Raw genomic sequence first — 17944 nt, forward strand, 5'->3', positions numbered from 1 at the left:
GTAATGAAAAACTCCTCTCGCTTGAACTTTTTTAAGTATATGTAGCCACAACCAATCGGCTATCCGAGTGATAGCATCATGCTATCCGCGGTATACAGAGAGGGTTAGCATAAACTAAAATACTGATCGTTTTTTAACTTCTCTAATTCCCAATGTGAGAATTAATATAAATGAACCTAATACGGCTGAAGATAAGACTATAAACAACCAGTTAGTGTCGGCTTTCTCCGTTAGCTCGTATATTTCTGATTGACCGCTTTCTATATTAATCGTGTACTGGTTGCCGTTGGATTTAATTACAGAGTCCGACAGCAAGCTCATTAATCTTTTTCCATTTTCCAGCTTTCCCTCTAGAACGACCCTTTGTTGCTCTGAAGTGTTATTAATAGCCACCACAATTGTTTCTTCTTCATACACTCTAGAATATATAGCTATTCCTTCATCCTCGTGAAGGACCTCCATTTTTCCTCTTGTAAGGGAAAGATGTTCTGTCCTTAACGACCCAAGTTTGGAAATATAGTCAACTAAATTGTTTTCACTATCAAATTGCATCATTCTTCGATTGTCAGGGTCATTTCCGCCATCCATCGCTATTTCAGTCCCATAATAAATTATCGGTATACCAGGAGCGGTGTACAAATAAGTAAGACTCTTCTTGAGTTGAGATTTAGGCTCTTCTTTTTGGTTAAGTACCAAATTACTAAATCTAGTCATGTCATGGTTATCAATAAATTGGCCGAGAAAATTGGAACGATTAAATAATTTTTCGTTTCTTTCGACGTTTGAAAATAACCAGCCAAGTGATTGGTTAGATTTCTCAAAAGCTGTACGAAGGCTATCATTTTGAGAAAAATCAAAAAAGCCATCAATCCCTGTTTCTTCATATTCAGCAATTACATTTGGATTATCATGCCATACCTCACCTATAAGATAAAAGTTCTCCTTTTCAGCTTTAATAGCACTGGAGAAATCGAACCAATATTCCTTAGGTACATGCTTAACTGTATCTAAACGATAACCGTCTATATCGGTTTCCTTGATCCACCACTTTGCAGCTTCTATCAAGTAGGCAGCTACTTCTGGATTACTTTGATTTAAATCAGGGAGGTCATACAACCATCCGTTCTCAACTTCAGCTTGGTCATTCCAATTAGAAATTGGCTGATTTGGATGAAACCACTCTTCCTTAGAGGGATCATTTAGCCATTCATGATTCGGTCCAACATGATTCACAACAAAATCTAAGATAATCTTTAAGTCTCTTTCATGAGCTTCTTGTACTAACGCTTTAAATTCTTCCATTGTACCGAAGTACTCGTTAGTTTTATAATAATCTTTTGTCCAATATCCATGGTACCCTTTTGGAGTGTTCTCGAAGATGGGTGTCAGCCAAATAGCTGTAAAACCCATTTCTTTTATATAATCTAGCTTATCCATTATTCCTTTAAAATCCCCACCATGATAGGCATAAGGATCATCTAGGTTAGCGTCCTTATCATTTGAAGTGTCACCATTATTAAATCTGTCCACCATAATCATATAGACAGCCTCATCCTGCATTGTAGTATCTACATTAGCAGAAGCATGATAGGGATTGAAGCTAACTAAAAGCACTAGCAATATTAGTAATTGTAAACACCTTTTTATAGTCATACACCCCCGCCAATTTCCATGAACTATTGTCAGCCTTTTGTTCCACCAGCAGTTAATCCAGAGATAAAATACTTTTGGAAAGTTAAGAACAAAATTGTTATAGGAATTGCGATTAAAACGGAACCAGCTGCAAATGTCGTAAACTCATTACCAAATTGCTTAGATACTAATTCATACAGTCCTACGCCCATCGTAAATTTTTCCTCGGAGCGTAGCATTACACGAGCAAGTATAAAGTCTCCGAACGGTGCTATAAAGGAGAACAAAGCAACTACGGCAATAATTGGCTTAGCTAATGGCATAATGATTTGCCAGAATATACGAAGGTGACTTGCGCCGTCCATCCTTGCAGATTCATCAAGCTCTTTAGGGATAGTATCTAAATATCCCTTCATAAGCCATGTATTCATAGGGATTTGCCCACCTGTATAAATTAGGATTAATCCTAAATGAGTATCTAAAAGTTCTGTTCTTTGTGCAAGAACAAAAATTGCTATAAGAGCTGCAAAGTTAGGGATCATTTGAAGTACTAAGAACGTTAATAGTCCATTCTTACGGCCGACAAATCGGTATCTAGAGAAGGCGTATGCAGTTAGAGATACACTAATTACAGCTAAAGCCATTGTGATCAAGCTAATTTTCATTGAGTTGATATACCAAAGTACATAGTTAGAGTTTTCCATATCGAACAGGTCTAAGTAATGTTTAAAAGTCGGATTTTCAGGAAACATGGTAGATCCCGAAAGACTTTGACCCGGATTGAGTGATGAACCAATAACCCAAAGAAGTGGATAAATAACAACTACAGCAGCTACCAGGAGAATAAAGTATGAAAGTGTCAGTCTGATGATTTTTTCAGTCTTCATATTCATATCACATCATATCCTCCTCTTTAAATGAATTTGTGCGTTTAAACTGCCATAGGGCAACGGCTACAACAACTAAGGATAATAGCATCGTTATGGCTGCAGCTTTACCATACTGAGCGGAAGTCATCGTTAACTTGTAAATCCATGAGATTAAAATGTCTGTACCTCCAGCATTTTGCCCAGGCAATGCTGGCCCACCGCCGTTGAATAAGAAAATTACGTTGAAATTATTAAAGTTAAATGTATATTGCGTGATTAAAATCGGAGCAGTCGCATAAAGTACCATCGGTAATGTGATGCTTCGAAACTTTTGCCAAATAGAAGCACCATCCACGTTAGCTGCCTCATATAGTTCATCAGGAATAGACTGTAGAACACCAGTTGTCATAGCAAATATAAAAGGAAATCCAAGCCACGATTGTATACCTATTAAGGCGATACGGGTCCACATTTCAGAAGTCATCCATGGGACAGGATCTATTCCAAAAAAGCTTAGTATGCCATCATTTATTACTCCGAATGATTCATTGAACATTCCAGAGAATATCAAAATCGAGATAAATGCTGGTACTGCCCAAGGAAGTATTAAAATCGTACGGAAAACAGCTTTTCCTTTTAAATCCTTTTGGTTAATCACAACTGCGAGGAATATACCGATTGCTACCTGGATTGTTGTTGCTCCAAAAGTCCATACAATCGTCCATCCAAGAACACTAAAGAAAGTAGAGCGCCATAACTCTAGTTTGAAAATATCAATATAGTTTTGTATTCCTACCCAATCGACTAATTTAGCCGGTGGCGTGTGGTATAAATCATAGTTAGTAAAAGAAAGTAATATTACGAAAAAGATAGGGAAAATTACAACAAAGATTAACAGTAAAAAACCAGGGGAAATCATAAGATAAGGAAAACCATTGTCTATTAAATTATGATATTGCTCTCTTACACTGTTTAACTCGAAGCCTTTATCTCTTTTTTTTCCGTTGTTATACGCATCGTAAATGTTAAATGCATAAATACCTAAACCGATTGCTGCTACTAGCAAAGCTATGACTCCATCTACTAATAAGAATACGGAGTGGTCTAGACCTGGTATTTCTCCAAGTGTGAACAATCCCCAAAAGCCCCAATTAAGAGTTTGATAAAAACTACTAAAAAATGCGGCTGTTAAAACTAAGAAAATGATTCCTTTAACATATTGTTTATTGTAAAACTGACCAATGCCTGGAATAATCGATAATAACCCAGCTGTTTTTCTATGTTTGTTGGTGGCATTACTGTCCATTGCTAATGCGGCCTCCTTCTTTCCTTTGAAAGGAGTATTTTCTCTCAAAATTGTATTCACAATCCTTTAAATATAAGCAAAGCCATGCCCCCGTGTAGGAAACATGCCTTTGCGATTAAAAATCATTTAAAATCATTTAGGGTGATTTGTTTCTATATTTGTTTTGATGTTTTTAACTGCATCATCCATTGCGGCCTTAGGCTCAGCTTTTCCAGTTGCAATAGTTTGCAATGCAGAAGCAGCCGGACTCCATACTTCAGCCATTTCTGGAATGTTTGGCATTGGAACTGCATATTGAGATTGAAGTGCTACAGCTTTAGCTCCTTCGTTATCTGCAATGATTGGATCTTCTACTAGTGTTTTAACTGGTGGAATTTCTTGTGTAGTTTCAAAACGAATTTTTGCATTTTCTTCGTTTGTTAACCACTCGACTAATTTAGTAGACCAGTATTTATGTTCTGTAAAAGCAGTTACATGCCATCCTTTAACTCCCATGAACGTTTTCATTGGTTCACCATTCGGAAGCTTTGGCATTGCTGAAATACCGATATCTATTCCAGCATCCTTCATGCTTTGGAAAGACCATGGACCATTCATAACTGAAGCAATTTTTCCTTCGTTGAATAGACCGTCTCTAGTAGAACCACCACTTTCCCCAATAATTCCTTTAGGGAATAATCCTTCTGAATACCATTTTTGAATGTAAGAAGCTCCTTCAATTGCTCCCTCGTTATTTAAACCGATATCGTCTCTGTCAAGAGCGCCATCATTTTCCTTGAAAACGTATCCGCCCATACCAGCAATTACCCCATGTGCAAAATAGAAATCATCCCAAGTTGCGATAAATCCAAATTGTTTGCCATCTGTAAAACCTTTTGAAAACTCATATACCTCATCCATAGTTTCCGGTGCTTCAGACATTAATGCCTTGTTATAGATGAATACTGGTGTCTCAGTCGCTTTAGGAAGCCCATAAAGCTTGCCATCGTATTTTTGTGCATTTACAGAAGAATCACTGAAGATTGATAGAACTTCATCACTTACTTCAATTTCTTGTATAAGACCTTCTGTTACTACCTGGCCGATTTGGTCATGAGGTAAAGTAACTACATCTGCACCAGTTCCAGATGGACCGTCCATACGAAGCTGATCACGCATTTTATCAGCCATACCTAATTCTTTGAATTCTACTTTAATACCATATTCTTTTTCAAAAGACTCTATTGCAGGTTTTAAGGCTACAGATTTATCTGTATCTTCCCATACAATTAGCTTTTCTGGTTTAGCAGGTTCATCCGAGCTACTAGCATTTTCATTATTGTTTGAAGTAGACGTGCCCGTGTTAGTTTCTCTATCTGGTCCACATGCTGCTAAAATAGCCATCAGTAGAACCAAAATAGATAAGAATGATAGTGACTTTTTCATTTCTTTACCCCTCCCAATTTGTGTCTCTCTTTTTTACCAAAGTTGTACAACCGTTTGCACAATAAATTTAATGAAAACGCTAACATAAAATTTATCTATGAAAATAATTTTCTATTTATTCCTGTTATTGCATGGTATGTAAGTTAAATAGAAAAATATTATTTCAACTAAATTTTATGAAAGCGATTGCACAACTTATGGTTTTATTATACATTTAAAGTAAGTTTACACAAACACTTTTTTAAATTTTTTAAAAAAATATTTTATTTGTGTAAAAATATAGTCAAATTAGTAGAAGTGATAATTGGAAAAGGGGAGTTATATGGAAAGAGCTGCTGTATTTCATAGACCGGTAGACAACTTAGCGTATCTATTAGAAGAAAAAACAATGCATATACGCTTAAAGACGAAAGCAAATGATCTTAACGAAGCATTACTAATCCATGGAGATCCATACATTTGGGAAAATGGAGAATGGAAATATAACGTGGCTAGAATGTATTTGGTAGGATCTGATGAAGTGCATGATTACTGGGAGATTAAGGTTTTCTCTGAGACGAATAGAATCCGTTATGGCTTTAAGTTAATTTCAAATGATGAGCAAATTGTTTATACAGAAAAAGGGTTCTACTCGGAAGCTCCTAATGATTCCGACTACTATTTTTGTTTTCCATATTTGCACAGTAATGATATTTTTGAGGCCCCTTCCTGGGTAAAAGACACTGTTTGGTATCAAATTTTCCCAGAGCGCTTTGCAAACGGTGATCCCTCTATTAATCCTCCAACCGCTAAGGCATGGGGTTCCGAGCCCCCTGCAATCAATAATTTTTTTGGTGGGGATTTTGCCGGGGTCATTCAACATTTAGATTATTTAAGTGACTTAGGTATTAATGGAATATATTTTACACCTGTATTTCAAGCTAGTTCCAACCATAAGTATGACACAATCAACTACTTAGAAATCGATCCTCAATTTGGTGATAAAGAATCCTTAAAGCTTCTTGTGAAACAGTGTCATAAACGTGGCATCAAGGTGATGCTAGATGCTGTTTTCAATCATAGTGGGTACTACTTCCCCCCTTTTCAAGATGTATTAATAAATGGAGAAAGTTCTCGTTATAAGGAATGGTTCCATATTCATGACTTCCCTGTCCGAGGCGGAGAAAGACCAAATTATGAGGCGTTTGGTTTTGTAGAGTCTATGCCAAAGCTAAATACAGCTAATCCTGAAGTAAAGAAATACTTATTAGATGTAGGAGCTTACTGGATTGAGGAGTATGACATAGACGGCTGGAGATTAGATGTTGCTAATGAAGTGGATCATCATTTCTGGCGAGAGTTTAGAACTGTAGTAAAAAATATTAAGCCAGATATATATATATTAGGAGAAATCTGGCATGATTCAATGCCTTGGCTTCGAGGAGATGAGTTTGATGCGGTCATGAACTATCCCTTTAAAACAAATCTATTTAATCTTTTAGTAAATGAAAGCATTAGTTCTCGACAGTTTGTAGAAAATATTACTCAAGTTTATTACAACTATCCTAAAAATGTTTTTGACTATACTTTTAACCTTGTTGGAAGTCATGATACGGCAAGAGTATTAACAGAATGTGATAACAATATTAACAAAACAAAACAAATCTTCACTGTTCTTTTAACCTTTATGGGGACACCTTGTATCTATTATGGAGATGAAATCGGATTAACTGGTGGTCAAGACCCTGGTTGTAGAGAATGTATGGAATGGGATGAATCAAAGCATAATCTGGAGATGAAAACCCATATTAAAACCCTTATTAAATTAAGAAAACAAGAGAAGCTGCTTGCGAACGAAGGCTCTGTAAGATTTATCCGTCCTTCTTCTGAAAATGGTATTTTTGGTTATGAGAAATTCAATGATGATTATTCTCTACTTGTATTATTTAATCCATCACAAACGGAGCAGGCCCTGGATTTAGACCAAACAAGCAAATATGATCTATTATATAGCGATACTAAAAGTTTCAATAGCACCGCAATAAGCTTAAATGGTTATGGTTTCGCAATTATAAAGAAAAATGCAAGCGTTGTGGTATGAGCATAACTTCAATTAATCAAATAAAAAATGTTTAGTATGTACAATAAACTCTAACTAATAGAAAAATATAGAGAGGATGGTGTGACATAAGGTCTCACCATCTTTTTTAACGTTATTTTATGTCTATGGTCTGTCCGTTGTTCTCGCATGTCTGGATAATAGCACATTAAATGCATTTTTAGCTACTAGGTCACCCCCCCTTAAATTTTTCCATTCTATTATTCTATCGCTACTATCAATTTTTGGAGCAACCTTTCATATGATAAAGAGGAATCAGGTAATATTTTGGGCTCTGTCACATACAATCAATTGATAAAACAAATATACAACTCGTTTTATATGACGGAGGCGTAGCCCATATGAATTCCCGTTTTCAAGAAAAACGTACTCTCTTTCAATGGATAAACATGATGATTCCCTATATTTATACGATAGGAATTCTGTTAATTTTGGTGTGGATGGCCACCTCCTCCCTGATCATTGGCATTTCGACATGGCAGGAGAACCCTAAAGCATTTTTTCTTCAGGAAATCGAGGTAGATAATTCTAATACAGTACAAACTGTTCAAGAAACTGCTTTTTCACTTATTATAAAACCCTTTGTTGAATCAAATTTTAACCAAGTCATTTTTAGAGGACTCTTTTTACTATTTATATGGTTTTTATTATTTTTAATAATCCCAGTTGCTTTTAAGAGATTGAAAAGGTTTAAGTTTTTGAATTTAGAATTTGAAGTAGATAATATTGAGCAAGCCGCTATTGAAACAGTGGAAATCAGTGGTACAAAAGCAAAGCTCATGGCTTATTTTACAGGTGACGACGCCTCTGGAAGAACTCTGGAGTTCTTATTCAGGTCGGCAATCGATTTTAAAGAGGTTTTAGAATATTTTTTAGAGGAGACACAAATCGGTTACAAAAATCAACCAATCAACGGTGCGTTTTCTTTTGCTGTGTATACAGGAGACACCCCTGAAAAGTTTGTGGACCTAATAGACGAATCAAAGGAAACTGGAGAGGCAGTAGTATTTAATAGGACAGATGACTTAAATGTATGGAAGAAAAATTATTTAATTTACTATTTTGCATATGACAATTTAGAATTTACGACAGTGATTGAAAGCTTTACTTACTCGTTTGATATTATTGATAAATATCTTTTTGAGCTTCTTCATAAAACAATTGCCAAAAATATTGAAAATATTGAATACATGGTGGCATTGACTAACTCAGAATCAATTGAAAACCAATAAAATATAATTTATACATTAAAGGAGTGTTGAGTATGCTAAGTGAAAAGGTACCTATTTGCACCGAGGATGTTAAAAATCGGGCAGCAAGAAAACTGGGTAGATTCAATACGACAAAAAAAAGTTCGAAACCTGTAAAGACTGCTGCAATAACCGGAGATTTAGTTAAACCAATCCATGTAAACAAGTCCGAGCCGCTAGTAAAGAGAATGACTTATTTTCAAAACAACAGTTAGTACCCACTTGTTCAAAGTGGGTACTTTCTATTTTTTTCTTTAAAATGTTTGGAGTGCTTTTCAGCTATCTCCTGCATAATTGGCGAAGGCCCAACCAAATCTGCTGGTCGTTTTACGGGTAAGTGGTTTAACTTTATTTCATTTACTCCTTTGAACTTCTCTCCCCTTAGAAGTCGCTCATAAATATCCCTTATTTTCATTGCTTCCCCTCGTTTTCTACATATTCCTTTTGTAGTATATTCAGTTATGTTAATTAGACGTATGTACTTGCTTGCATTATATGGAAGATAATAATTAGTTTACATAATATTATTATAGTTATTTTAGTGGTAGCTGATTTAAATAGATCAATGGAATTCTATTGTGATGGACATCGGTGCAGTACTTATTTTGAAGTGAAGTGGAAAATGGAATGCCCCCCTCTAGGGTGGTTATTCTTGATATTTTAAGCTACCGACTACATAGAAGTTCTATTAGAATAAAAGCATAGAAATATCACTTTTCTTTCATTTTAAGCAGATGTATGCGATTCGAGTAACGAAAATCTCCATTTCTCAAATTCAATTCATGAGAAATGGAGACCGTTTTTAGTTATATAAGAAATCGCTTTTCTTTTGTATATTTATGGGCAATGGTATTACATCAGCTTCTCCATATATACTTGGACAATTTTCTTTTCAAATCCAATCTCCATAAGAACTTCTGCTAGAGGATTATTTGATGGAAAGTTAAATGTCGATAGTTCAATCGAATTCTCCATACTTGCTGCTAAGTAAGATATAAACTTCCTCGTAAATTCTGTACTATTTATTTTTTCAGGTTGATAATTCAAATCGTAGATGTTGACCTTTTCAACCTTGCCTTCTGCATTTATCACTTTTTTGTAAAGACCATAGCCTACACTGCCTCCCAGCTGATCTTTAACAACAAAGGATTCCCCGTGTTTGAGGCTCTGCCACTGGCACTGCCATGGAATATTTGATGTATAGAAATCAATTTTAGCAAGTTGTTCAGGTAAAACTGCTTCCATTGTCCACTTGTTATTTTGCAAGGGAAATTCATCGCTTTTAATCTGTTTACTTATGAATAATAAATAATCCTTCACTTCATATCCTAACTTTTTATATAAAGCGATCGCTCTTTCATTTTTTTCAAGTGCCTCAAGAGTAGCTGTTGAAACATTATTTTTCCGATAGATTTCAAAAAGTGCTTCCATCATTTTAATTGCAGCTCCTTTGCCTCTATAGGAAGGAGCGACACCTGTTCCACCATTCCAGGCTACTTTTTCGCCGCCATCTTCCCTCATGCCAGTTAAAATAATGCCAACTGGTTTGCCTTCCATAAAACCGACGATAGAAAAATCAGTCGAAAGCTCCTCACCTACTATTTTCTTGATTAATGAGTGAGTATCCATCGTAGCAGGCAATAAATAACCTTCAAATCCTTTATTCCATGCTTCAGTGATCTCATCTAAAGTGCATTTAGCTAATGTTTTTATTTCCATTACATATTATTCCCCTTTATCGATGATTCTACTAATGCTCTATAACCCATATTTCCAGCATCATTGGTTGAAGTAGTTTGTATTAAATGCCAATTTTATTTCTAAAGTATAATCACCAAAATATATTAAGAATTCTATTTGACAAATTAAGAGCATTATCCTCCTCTATTTAAATAATTTTTTGATTACATTGAGATAAGATCAACACATCTAGTTGCTAAGTAAGTTGTAATATCCAGTCCTTATTTCGTTCTGCATACTTTTACATGATTAAAAAGGAATATTTGAATGTATAAACTCCCTGCTGTTAAGTTAATACAATGTTTGAATTATGGATTTATAGAAAGAGGTTTACATAATAATATTATGTAAACCTCTTAATTAGTTTGATTGAATGGATTACTCTCCAAAACATGTTGAATCTCTTTATCTTCAACATGTGTATAGATTTGAGTGGTAGAGACACTTGTATGACCTAAAATTTGCTGCAGGCTTCTAATATCAGCTCCGTGTTTATACATAATGGTTGCAGCTGAATGGCGCAGCTTATGTGGGGTGATTTTATCGTTTTTTAGTTCAGAATCCATATTGATCTGTTTAATAATTTTAGCCACAGTTTGTCTAGTTAGGCGTGTCCCTTTTTGGGATAAAAATAAAGCGGTATTACTATCCGCCCCATGTATAGATGATCTTTCCTTTTCAAAATAATTGCGAATAGAGCTGAGACAGGCATTATTTAAATATACCGTGCGCTCCTTGTCTCCTTTACCTACAATTCGAAGTGTTCGATCATGAATCGAATTAATGTCTAAGCCACATAGCTCCGATACTCGGAGTCCTAAATTTAAAAAGAGTATTACCATGCAATAGTTACGGTAATAGTGGTTGCTATGCTTGATAGCTGCTATAAACTGCTCTGCCTCTCCTTGGTTCATGTAAATAGGAGATTTTTTTCCTATCTTGGGGCTTTCCAGCTCATCAGCAGGATTATCCTCCAATAATTTTCTTTTCCCTTTTAAATATTTGAAAAAAGATTTTAGAGTAGCTACCTTTCTTGCTCTTGTAGCAGCACTATTGTTTCTTTGTATCTCACAAAATTCTATAAACATGTATAAATCTTCTAATGTAATTTTACGTATTCGATCAATGGTAACATCTTTTATGTTTATCTCGTCTATTTTCCTAGCTGGTATATCATCATCCAATGATTTAATAAATCGAAGAAACAAACTTATATCATATTCATACTCTTTTCTCGTACGGGGAGATTTCCCTTTAATTGTTGTTAAATATACTAAAAAGTCCTTAAGTAATCTTGGGATTTCTCGTTGCAATTCGCTCACCTCATAACACCCATTTTATCACAAAATAAGGTTCCCAAATATGAATTTGGGAACCTTTTTAAAATTTCTTTAAATATTTTACTTTATTTAGGATTTTTGTCGTTTTTTATGAATGCTTGAGATTGGCTCTGAGAGTACTTTAGAAAATCATTTCCGTATAATTACCTTGAAGGGAGCTCTCAATCTAATCTAGTATAATTCTCTTTTTAGCTTTGAATGTACTCCTTAATGGAATCAAAATCCTTTTTCATGTAACTAGAGGTTTGCGAAGTTTCCACATACCAATTTTTTATTTGTTCCTTTTCTTTTTCTGATATCTCTTTGCCTTCTGTTTCTTTTTGTACTACAGCATTTACAAGTGCTACTCGATTTCTGTAATATAATATTTGTTGCATGAACCGATCTTGAATTTCTGGATTAAATAACTCGCCCATTTTTATGATTCCATTATTTATATGCTCCTCGGCGTAAATGGTAGAGGCAACTACTGCGAGCTCATCCTTAAAGGTTTTGCTATTTAAGATTTCATTTTTGTATTCATCAGACATTTCGCTGCAAACATTAGCTATGTCTAACAACAAAGCCTGATTTGTTTCATCTAATTTTTTATTGTTGTCAAATACATCTGTAATGTCATGTATTTTCTTTAAATGTTGTGTAATAATATCTATTTTCTCCACGTTAAAAGCTCCATTATCAAGCAGCCCTTTTGTTCTTTCATGAACGTATAACCTTTGAAGATAGCCATAAAGTAATACCAATCCGTTATATTGGATTGCAGCGTTCATATTCTTCCCCCCTTTTCCTATCATTATTAATTGGTTTCCCTGAGTAGAACGTAGTAAACAATAAATTTTTAAAAATTGGAATAAAAAAAGACCCAGCAATGAATTAACTCATCACGGATCTGTTTCAAGTGTTTTATTTTGTGCCTTTAATGATTTTCTGCGGATAGAATACACAAGCATCATTAAGATTGGGATGAATAAAAAGCCAAAAATACTCATAGAAACGACAGTACTCCCAACAAAATTTCGTTGCACTACTACATTTGGAAATATGATTATGGAAAGAGCGGTAACAATTATTCCAATGGGATAACAAAGTAATTTATAATTTTTCAATCTGAAAAGATGGACAATCCCAAATATTGCAGCAAAAAAATATAAACATAACTTCAAGAATATACTAATAATCCAAATACCAGCCATCAAGGCTTCAATACGGCTTACTGCATCTCCAATCGTAATTTGTTTTGCAAGGTAATAGCTTGGATAAGTCAATCTCGAGGTTAAAGGTGCACTTAGTACAGCAATGCACAAGATAGTAACAATAAATACTAATACTCCCCCTACAAAGTTACCGAAAAGATAAGCTTTTTTCGCCTTCTTCACGCCTTCTGAAACGTAAGGGTAAACCATAAGTAAAACGAGTGAATTGGTAGTGGATATTACAATGTAAAATAAAGAGGAATCTGCTAAAGTGCCAATATTTTTCTGAAACACTGGCAATAAATTATGTGTATCTACTATTGATAAAGTAGACAGCACTAGAAAGGAAAAGAAGATGAGAAATATAAATAATAATATTTCTGCAGAAAGTGCAAGTGTATTCAATCCTAATCTAAGAGCTACTACCACCAATAATGCGAGTAAGGCATTAATAATAACCGGAGGTGTTTTAGGTAGCATCTGTGTGGTGAGAAATGAACCCGCATCTGCCAGTAATATTGCAGCGAAAATGATTACCAAAATAATAAAGAAAATAGAAAAAATAGACCCGAGAAAACCTCCAAATATTTTCTTATTAATAGCAATATAATTTAAACCTGGAAACCAGCCAGCTAATAAGGTATACATATAGACAATTACTATACTCCCCAGTATTCCCATAATACTAGCTATCCAGGCATCTTGCTCTGAATGCTGTGCCAGATGTGACGGAACGAATATAATGCTAGAACCAATTGTAAAAAAAAGAACGAGCACAAAAAATTGAAATGAATTTATGTTATAGGAAGTTATAATATTTCGCTCCTTTCTTTACAATTTTTCGTCCATAAGTAAATTACTAATAGGCTTAAATAATTTGGACAAAAAATCTGCTAATGGAATTGGAATACTGAATGCTATAAAAAAGCAAAGACCCAATCCTAAAAAAAATAAAATCCAATATAAAAATTTCTCTTTTTTCCCTGATTTATTTTTCAATAAAGGTAAATCCAATTTGATGATTAATGCCCCAATAGATATGATAATTAAGCTATTTACCATTCAATTTAATCCTTTACATTACCCAAAAGAGAGTTATTGGTTATTCCTGTATTTTTTATTGTTGCTTCCACTTCAATAATTACTTCCAGCTCTGCGAATAATTCCTCTGTCCACTGATCTTTTATTTTGTTCCATCCCTTTGGATCATTTTCATATATAGTCCTCCCAAAACCGAATATATCTGAATGATGCTCGTCCTGTAATTTTTTTATTGTTTTTAGCATAGAGGCTTTCAGTTGTTTTTCGTAGTTTGTTTCTAATTCCTTAATGATATTTTCATCTTGGAGATCAATGTCACAAGCAATTGCATTTATATTTCCTGATAATTTTATGTTCATATCAATTTTTGGCTGACCATTGATAACATTGCCTTTCAATTTGGATTTAGCCTTGTTTATTCTTAGTTCAATATTTCCTTCTTTAGGACAAGAAACAGTATCTACTGTTGATTTTAGATGATTCGTTATAATGTTAAAATTGACTGTATCCTCTTGCTCTAACCATCCAACTAATTTATCCTTTTTAAATACACTAAGTCCTGACATGTTAAGATGGGCCTCTGGATTTATCCCTTCTAAATTTTGTTTACTTGCACCTTTTTTTGTATCCCCTTTTAATTCTACTTTTGCTAATACTGGTTGTTTTCCAACCTTCTCTAATTCTTGTGCAATTTCGATTAATGAAATCCTTACGCTTTTACCACTATTTTGGGCAGTTTGCTGGATGCTGTAAAACATATGAATAGGAGCAATTTCAAGAGGGGTCTGTACCTTTAATATCTCCTCTGCATTAGTATCCTTTGCTACAGCAATAAAAAAATCAGACCGAACCTCCCAATTTCTAGTGAATGAATCAACTGTCTCTACAATTCCTTTTTCTCGAGCTAATGTTTCACCAAAGACTAATATTTGAAGGTGACCAGGATATATTGCTCGAGGTGAAGCTTCGGTGACTTTATTAATTGCCCCAAGTACACTTTTATCTTTTGCTTTCAGCATTGTAATTTGCGAGTTCCCAGTCCCCCCATTTTGAGAAAGTTCTGATGGTACAATGACTTGAGCTGTTACCACGTATTCATCATCTATTAAATCGATACCAATAGCCAATGCTATTGCTATTTCATTTAACTCAGATTTATCCCAACACCCGGAAAGTAACAATAAACAAATCATTAAGGACATTTTTTTTATCATAATTTTTATGTTTTCCCCTTACTCTTTTTCTCTTTAGTGCTAGGAGCATGCTGTCTCACCAAATTCTTAGAAAAGTAGGAAGAACGATGAGTCATTTTCTGAAGAGGTGAACGCAATACAGTGTCTTTCTGTCCAACTAAATGAAATGGCGCAAATGGGTACATATATGGGATTCCGAAAGATTTAAGATGACATAAATGAAGTATCAACAAAATTAGTCCTAGTACAATACCAAATAATCCGAACATACCAGCCAATAATATAAAACCAAAACGTAGTAATCTTCCTGAGATTGCAATGTTATAGGTTGGTGCTACAAAGCTAGCAATTGCAGTGAGCGAGACTACAATTACCATTACCGCAGATATTAACCCAGCTTCTACTGCTGCTGTTCCTATTACAAAAGCCCCGACAATTGACATTGCAGATCCTATAACTCGAGGCATCCGGAGACCAGCCTCTCTTAATAGTTCAAAAGCTATTTCCATCACGACTACCTCAGTAAGGGTAGAAAAAGGGGTATTTTCTTTTTGAGAAGCTATACTTACTAATAATTCAGTAGGTAACATTTCTCTATGAAAGTTTACTAAGGCTATGAACATGGCGGGAAATAACAAGGATATACTAAAGGCGAAAAATCTCAATAATCGAACAAAAGTAGCCATCCAATGTCTTTGATAAAAATCCTCTGGCGAATGAAAAAATTGCACAAATAATGTAGGCACTATGAGAGCATAAGGAGAACCATCTACAAAAATTGCTACCCTACCTTCTAACAAGCAAGCAGCTACAGAATCAGGTCGCTCCGTATTATAGATTGTTGGAAAAGGGGTGTTGGGTTCATCCTGTATTAATTCTTCGACATAAGCACTCTCTAATATTCCATCAATATTAATTTCATTCAAACGTGCATGAACCTCTTTAATAACAGACTCTTCTGCAATTCCGTTAATATACATAATGGCAATATTGGTTTTGGTCCTAGTACCTAGCTCAACTTGTTCCATCCATAGATTTGTATCCTTTATAATTCTTCTGATTAGGGCAGTATTAACTCTTAAATTTTCTGTAAAAGCTTCTTTAGGACCTCTTATGACAGTTTGTGAAGTCGGCTCTGCTACCGCACGTTGCTGCCAATTTTTGTTCCCGATTATAAAACCTAATTCTGCACCATCAATCAATAAGATAGTGTTTCCAGATAATAAAGAAGTGAACAACATATTAAAATCTTTCACTTCTTTTAATTCTCCAACAGTTAATGCATAACTCTTTAATGTATTCATAATTTCAGATTCATTCATTATAGTTTCGCCAATTGGAATATCATTCAAATCAATCATTAATGATTCCATTACAAATTCTTGTATAGCATTAGCATCACTAAGTCCATCTGTATATATAATTGCAGCTTTTAAAATTCCGTTTGTTCCAATTTTTATTTCTCGAATGATAATATCATTACTATTACCAAGGGAGCTTGTTATAGTCTTGAGATTTTCATCAAGTTGTTGCTTGAGGGATTGTTGTTTATCGAATTGTTTCGAATCAAATCGATCACCAGTGCTCGATGATGATAATACGACTTTCTTCTTTCGTTTTAAAAAAAACATTTCTTCCCTCTTTTCGTGAGTATCCTACGAAAAAGTGTTTCCATTTTATGCATTATTTATTCAAAATCAAACTGCAATATACAGTAAAATTAGGTAAGTCTAAATAGTCCTAAATACAAAAAGATGGAGAAAATGATTCATTTTCTCCATCTTTTTAAGTTGTGCTCGAACCTTTGTTGTCCACTTTTAAGTTTTCAACTACTTATTATATTAACAATCCTCTATAAGAAGTTCTTTAAAACATTGGGCACAATAATATGCCTTTCTCCAATAGGAATCATTATCTTCAATTGCCCAACACATGCTTAAGGTTGCCATTACGAAACTAGCTTCAACTAATTTTTGTTTGTCTAAGTGTAAAAGATTTGATAAACGGTTAATTCGATTATTGAGAACCTGTTTTACATCTTTGTTTTTTGGCAGATGATTAACCATAAAAGAGGTGAAGTCTAAGTAAAGATGACCTACCACTCCTTTTGGATCAATTACGGTCCATCCTTTTTCATCTGAGTAAAGGATGTTTTCATGGTGTAAATCACCATGTAAAAGAAATTCATTGGATGGATTCATAAAGTCCAGAGAATGAAGCTTTGCTTCAAGTACAAACTTCTTTGGAGGATATTCGACAAAGTCATAATCACTTTCTACATATCGGTCAATGGCGGAGAACCAATTACTAATATTGGGCGTCGTAAGTGATAGATTTACCTTCCTAGGGAGTTTTGACCACACAGTGGCGTATTGTTCAATTGCTTCTTCTTCTGATAAATCAAACAGCATGTTGCCTGGAATAATTTTCTCCAGTAGCATTATTCCATCTTTCTTTTCATATCGCAAAAGTTTTACGCTTCCATTTCCATCATATGAAGCAAGGGTGTTGATTTCATTTGAAAAATCTATATTGGGGACACCGATTTTTAAAATTGCTGGACAGCCGTTTATTTGCTTAACATTTAATACATAGTTGTAGGATAAGTTATCTACCGGGCTTAATATTGTTAGTTCCCACTTTTTTTCGTAAACTTCTATGATTTGATGTAAATGACTAAGCCATTGTATGCCTTCTTCTCCAAATGCCCCCTTTATCTTTTGCACAAACGATTGGGGATACTCCATAACCCTACCTCCATTCTCTAGCTCTTAATTTACCATTTCTAAAATATATTAGTTTCTCTTATAAGTATAAAATAATTACTAATATCTTTGGTGCTTCTTATTTAATTTGT

Annotated in this window: 16 protein-coding genes; 3 read left to right on the forward strand and 13 right to left on the reverse strand. The window is 34.5% G+C overall.

Translation table 11 applies throughout. The features are described 5' to 3' along the window. Positions 1 to 114: 114 nt before the first annotated feature. From H9650_RS10175 to H9650_RS10190, 4 genes are all read right to left on the reverse strand, one after another. Positions 115 to 1653, reverse strand: coding sequence for an alpha-amylase family glycosyl hydrolase (locus H9650_RS10175; RefSeq protein ID WP_225216012.1), 1539 nt, complete (start codon positions 1651 to 1653; stop codon positions 115 to 117). Between the two features lie 29 nt (positions 1654 to 1682). After that, on the reverse strand, positions 1683 to 2525 hold the full coding sequence (locus H9650_RS10180) for a sugar ABC transporter permease (RefSeq protein ID WP_144536394.1): 843 nt from the start codon (positions 2523 to 2525) through the stop codon (positions 1683 to 1685). A 1-nt stretch (position 2526) separates the two neighbouring features. After that, complete coding sequence (locus H9650_RS10185; RefSeq protein ID WP_144537180.1) at positions 2527 to 3807, reverse strand: carbohydrate ABC transporter permease; 1281 nt, start codon at positions 3805 to 3807, stop codon at positions 2527 to 2529. 132 nt (positions 3808 to 3939) lie between these two features. Next, the gene (locus tag H9650_RS10190) at positions 3940 to 5232 is read right to left on the reverse strand and encodes an extracellular solute-binding protein (RefSeq protein WP_191697117.1); all 1293 of its coding nucleotides are present in this window, start codon (positions 5230 to 5232) and stop codon (positions 3940 to 3942) included. A gap of 322 nt (positions 5233 to 5554) precedes the next feature. Here H9650_RS10190 and H9650_RS10195 point away from each other — a divergent pair, with 322 nt between their 5' ends. The 3 genes from H9650_RS10195 (at position 5555) to H9650_RS10205 (ending at position 8795) form a co-directional block, all read left to right on the forward strand. Then, positions 5555 to 7312 carry a glycoside hydrolase family 13 protein gene (locus tag H9650_RS10195; protein WP_191697118.1) on the forward strand — a complete coding sequence of 586 codons (1758 nt, stop codon included), beginning with the start codon at positions 5555 to 5557 and terminating at the stop codon, positions 7310 to 7312. Between the two features lie 359 nt (positions 7313 to 7671). Then, the gene (locus H9650_RS10200; protein ID WP_191697119.1) at positions 7672 to 8562 is read left to right on the forward strand and encodes a hypothetical protein; all 891 of its coding nucleotides are present in this window, start codon (positions 7672 to 7674) and stop codon (positions 8560 to 8562) included. 32 nt (positions 8563 to 8594) lie between these two features. Then, positions 8595 to 8795 (forward strand): hypothetical protein, encoded by a 201-nt coding sequence (locus H9650_RS10205; RefSeq protein ID WP_144536382.1) that lies wholly within the window; start codon positions 8595 to 8597, stop codon positions 8793 to 8795. Between the two features lie 11 nt (positions 8796 to 8806). Here the strand turns inward: H9650_RS10205 and H9650_RS10210 are convergent, their stop codons facing one another. The 9 genes from H9650_RS10210 to H9650_RS10250 form a co-directional block, all read right to left on the reverse strand. Then, positions 8807 to 8995, reverse strand: coding sequence for a hypothetical protein (locus H9650_RS10210; RefSeq protein ID WP_144536379.1), 189 nt, complete (start codon positions 8993 to 8995; stop codon positions 8807 to 8809). A 437-nt stretch (positions 8996 to 9432) separates the two neighbouring features. Beyond that, on the reverse strand, positions 9433 to 10299 hold the full coding sequence (locus H9650_RS10215) for a GNAT family N-acetyltransferase (RefSeq protein WP_191697120.1): 867 nt from the start codon (positions 10297 to 10299) through the stop codon (positions 9433 to 9435). A gap of 377 nt (positions 10300 to 10676) precedes the next feature. Continuing rightward, positions 10677 to 11633 (reverse strand): tyrosine recombinase XerC, encoded by a 957-nt coding sequence (locus H9650_RS10220; protein WP_191697121.1) that lies wholly within the window; start codon positions 11631 to 11633, stop codon positions 10677 to 10679. Positions 11634 to 11848: 215 nt separating this feature from the next. After that, complete coding sequence (locus tag H9650_RS10225) at positions 11849 to 12430, reverse strand: hypothetical protein (RefSeq protein WP_191697122.1); 582 nt, start codon at positions 12428 to 12430, stop codon at positions 11849 to 11851. Between the two features lie 111 nt (positions 12431 to 12541). Next, a complete protein-coding gene (locus H9650_RS10230; protein ID WP_151109802.1) occupies positions 12542 to 13669 on the reverse strand; it encodes a GerAB/ArcD/ProY family transporter in 1128 nt (375 codons plus the stop codon). A gap of 15 nt (positions 13670 to 13684) precedes the next feature. After that, entirely contained in the window at positions 13685 to 13915 is a 231-nt protein-coding gene (locus H9650_RS10235; protein WP_154310786.1) for a hypothetical protein, read from the reverse strand. Positions 13916 to 13920: 5 nt separating this feature from the next. Beyond that, complete coding sequence (locus tag H9650_RS10240; RefSeq protein ID WP_154310785.1) at positions 13921 to 15108, reverse strand: Ger(x)C family spore germination protein; 1188 nt, start codon at positions 15106 to 15108, stop codon at positions 13921 to 13923. Between the two features lie 5 nt (positions 15109 to 15113). Beyond that, positions 15114 to 16718, reverse strand: a complete 1605-nt coding sequence (locus tag H9650_RS10245) for a spore germination protein (RefSeq protein WP_191697124.1) — start codon at positions 16716 to 16718, stop codon at positions 15114 to 15116. 210 nt (positions 16719 to 16928) lie between these two features. Beyond that, positions 16929 to 17834: an aminoglycoside phosphotransferase family protein gene (locus H9650_RS10250; protein WP_191697125.1), complete on the reverse strand. Its 906-nt coding sequence runs from the start codon at positions 17832 to 17834 to the stop codon at positions 16929 to 16931. Between the last annotated feature and the right edge of the window lie 110 nt (positions 17835 to 17944).

Origin of the sequence: Psychrobacillus faecigallinarum (assembly GCF_014836595.1) — a bacterium.
Taxonomy (GTDB): domain Bacteria; phylum Bacillota; class Bacilli; order Bacillales_A; family Planococcaceae; genus Psychrobacillus; species Psychrobacillus faecigallinarum.

Bases quoted from the DNA above. Each gene is read 5' to 3' on its own strand.
- H9650_RS10245 (WP_191697124.1), bottom strand. From the start codon at position 16,718: ATGTTTTTTTTAAAACGAAAGAAGAAAGTCGTATTATCATCATCGAGC.
- H9650_RS10195 (WP_191697118.1), top strand. From the start codon at position 5,555: ATGGAAAGAGCTGCTGTATTTCATAGACCGGTAGACAACTTAGCGTAT.
- H9650_RS10180 (WP_144536394.1), bottom strand. From the start codon at position 2,525: ATGAATATGAAGACTGAAAAAATCATCAGACTGACACTTTCATACTTT.
- H9650_RS10185 (WP_144537180.1), bottom strand. From the start codon at position 3,807: ATGGACAGTAATGCCACCAACAAACATAGAAAAACAGCTGGGTTATTA.
- H9650_RS10250 (WP_191697125.1), bottom strand. From the start codon at position 17,834: ATGGAGTATCCCCAATCGTTTGTGCAAAAGATAAAGGGGGCATTTGGA.
- H9650_RS10235 (WP_154310786.1), bottom strand. From the start codon at position 13,915: ATGGTAAATAGCTTAATTATCATATCTATTGGGGCATTAATCATCAAA.
- H9650_RS10215 (WP_191697120.1), bottom strand. From the start codon at position 10,299: ATGGAAATAAAAACATTAGCTAAATGCACTTTAGATGAGATCACTGAA.
- H9650_RS10240 (WP_154310785.1), bottom strand. From the start codon at position 15,108: ATGATAAAAAAAATGTCCTTAATGATTTGTTTATTGTTACTTTCCGGG.
- H9650_RS10205 (WP_144536382.1), top strand. From the start codon at position 8,595: ATGCTAAGTGAAAAGGTACCTATTTGCACCGAGGATGTTAAAAATCGG.
- H9650_RS10175 (WP_225216012.1), bottom strand. From the start codon at position 1,653: ATGACTATAAAAAGGTGTTTACAATTACTAATATTGCTAGTGCTTTTA.
- H9650_RS10190 (WP_191697117.1), bottom strand. From the start codon at position 5,232: ATGAAAAAGTCACTATCATTCTTATCTATTTTGGTTCTACTGATGGCT.
- H9650_RS10225 (WP_191697122.1), bottom strand. From the start codon at position 12,430: ATGAACGCTGCAATCCAATATAACGGATTGGTATTACTTTATGGCTAT.
- H9650_RS10210 (WP_144536379.1), bottom strand. From the start codon at position 8,995: ATGAAAATAAGGGATATTTATGAGCGACTTCTAAGGGGAGAGAAGTTC.
- H9650_RS10200 (WP_191697119.1), top strand. From the start codon at position 7,672: ATGAATTCCCGTTTTCAAGAAAAACGTACTCTCTTTCAATGGATAAAC.